2 protein-coding genes are annotated in these 2,636 nt (G+C 69.7%); both read right to left on the bottom strand.

Annotation, left to right across the window (positions count from 1 at the left end):
- The coding region (locus WA805_RS01015) for a GTPase (RefSeq protein ID WP_425241427.1) at positions 1-1,197 on the bottom strand (1,197 nt) is incomplete at its 3' end.
- A gap of 207 nt (positions 1,198-1,404) precedes the next feature.
- A complete protein-coding gene (cobA, locus tag WA805_RS01010) occupies positions 1,405-2,634 on the bottom strand; it encodes a uroporphyrinogen-III C-methyltransferase (protein WP_425241426.1) in 1,230 nt (409 codons plus the stop codon).
- Between the last annotated feature and the right edge of the window lie 2 nt (positions 2,635-2,636).

The following is a 2,636-nucleotide window of genomic DNA, read 5'->3' as shown; positions in this document are numbered from 1 at the left end:
GCCACGCAGCGCGGCGCCGAGCTCGCCGCTGTCCGCGTAGTCCTGCCAGCGGGCGAGCACCTCGCCGCGCAGCAGCTGGGCGTTCCTCGTGCTCTGGTCGAACTCCTTGAGCGCGGTGCCGTAGGCGGCCTCGGCCTCGTAGCGGAGCCTGGTGCGCAGGCTCACCTGGGCGTCGACGTGGGCCGCGAGCCGCGGCACCCGGAACTTGAACGTGTCGAGAACGCCGGCCATCGTCTGGGTGAGCACCGCGACCCGCCTGTCGGAGTACTGCGCGGTCTCGGTCAGCCAGTCCTTCACCGGCTGCAGGACGTCGATCGGCAGCATGCCGTCCACGATGCCGGTCTCCGGGATCACGAACCGCTTGCCAGGGACGATGCCGTTCGCGGCGAGCATGGCGTCGAAGTGGGTGACGAGCTCGGTGCGGTGGGCGGGCGGCACGCGGGACAGGATGACGCCGAGGGCGGCGCCGCGCTCCCTGGCGTGCTGCAGGATCTCCCACACCGGCGCGTCCGCGTACCGGCTGGCGCTGGTCATGAACAGCCACAGGTCGGACGCGTCGAGGAACTGGTAGGCGAAGTCGTAGTGCGCCCGCACCACGGAGTCGATGTCGGGGGTGTCGAGCAGCGCGACGCCCTTGGTCATGCTCTCGCTGGCGGCGAGCACGAGCAGCCCGTCGCGGCCCGGCCTGGCCAGCCCCTCCTGGCGGACGCGCGGCAGCGTGGGCAGGAACATGTTCTCCGCGAACCAGCCGATGTCGTCGGGGTGGCAGGCGAGCACCGGGGAGTTGGTGGTCGGCCGCCTGATGCCGGTGAGGCTCACCTGCGTGCCGACGATGCTGTTCACCAGCGTGGACTTGCCGGCGCCTGTCGAGCCGACGAGCGCGACCAGGATCGGCGCCGCGCTCTGGCGGACCCGCGGCAGCAGGTAGTCGTCGATCTGGCTGAGCAGCTTGGCGCGTTCCGCCTCCACGTCGGTGGCACCCGGGAGGTCAAAGACCAGCGGAATAGCGGAGATCCGCTTCCTGAGGTTGAGCAGGGTAGCCTCAAGCAGCCGCGCGTCCACCCGGACCCGCGACTCATGCCAGGAGCTGGTCACGCCTGGCTGATACCCGGCCGATGCGGGCTGGCCACCACCTCGTGGCGCCAATTCCTCACCGGGCACCTGGTTTTCGCCCATTTCGTCGTCCGGCGCCGCCATGGAATTGACAATATCCGCGTCGTGCGCCTGGTTTGACAGATCTGCCTGCTGTGCCGGTTGTGGCTGGCCTAGTTGGTGGGCTTGTTGGGCCTGGTCTGGCTGCTGGTCGTGCTCTGCTTCAGATGCGCGCCACGCTATTCCGGGCGACGGCGATTCTTCCGCCGTCCCGCCCTTTCCTTCCATTCGTCCCGCCTGCTTTTATGCTCGTTAATTTTTCTCCGCCAGCGGGGGCACTAGCGAAGAGACGCCGCCCGACCGTAACCGGCGAGTTGTGGCCTGGCTGTGGCCGGCTAGCCGCCGTGCGAGGCCGGCGAGTTCGGTCGCGATGGTTACCACGCCGCCGATAACCACGACGGCCGGAGGCCGGATCTCCTCGTCTGCGACATGCCTTTCGACTTGATCAAGCGTTGAGTAAATTGTGCGCTGCGTGGGCATGGTACCGTCCGCGATTACCGAAACCGGGCAGTTTCCCTGTCGTCCATACCTGATGAGCGTCCGCGCCACGTCCCCAAGGCGTTCCAGGGCCATCAGCAGCACCAATGTTCCGTCGGTTTTCGCTAGTCCTACCCAGTCCACCGTGGACCGCTCATCCCCAGGCGGGACGTGGACGGATATCACGTGAAAATCCTGCGCGGTGCCCCGGTGGGTCACCGGCACGCCCGCCGCGGTCGGCACCCCGACCGCGCTGCTGACCCCGGGCACCACCGTCACCGGCACGCCAGCCCGCAGGCAGGCCAGCATCTCCTCACCGCCGCGGCCGAACACGAACGGGTCCCCGCCCTTGAGCCGCACCACGAAACGGCCCTGGAGCGCGTTCGTGACCAGCGCGTCGTTGATCTCGTCCTGCGACATAGCCCGCTTATACGGGACCTTGCCCGCGTCGATGACCGTCACGTCGGGCGGCAGCTCGGCGAGCAGCTCACGAGGCGCCAGCCGGTCGGTGACGACGACGTCGGCCTCGGCCAGCAGCTGCCTGCCTTTGACGGTGATCAGGCCTGGATCCCCGGGACCGCCGCCCACGAGCGCCACCCCGCTGGCGCGCCGCCGGTAGTGCCTGGCGGTGATCACGCCGGACTGAAGCCCGGTCGTAACGGCGTCGCGGATCGCCGCGCTGCGCCGCGGATCGCCGCTCAGCACCCCGACGCTGATGTCGTCCGCGGTGCCGGTGGCGGGCGTCCAGGCCGTGGACTCACTGGCGTCGTCCGCCCGGACGCACCAGATGCGGTTCTTTTCCGCCTCTTCGGCGACCCTGGCGTTGACCTGCGCCTCCGCCGGGCCCGCGCAGGCGCAGACCAGCCAGGCGCCGTCACAGTCGCCAGGCCGGTACTCGCGTTTGCGCCAGTCGACGCGGCCCGCGGCGGCGAGCTCCTCGAGAGCGGGCGTGGCCTCCGGCGAGATGAGCAGCACGTCCGCGCCGACCGCGAGCAGCCGCGGCACCC

This window comes from Trebonia sp. (assembly GCF_049794275.1).
Taxonomy (GTDB): Bacteria; Actinomycetota; Actinomycetes; order Streptosporangiales; family Streptosporangiaceae; genus Trebonia.
The sequence above is the reverse complement of the archived record's forward strand: the minus strand, read 5'-3'. Positions and strand labels throughout refer to the sequence as shown.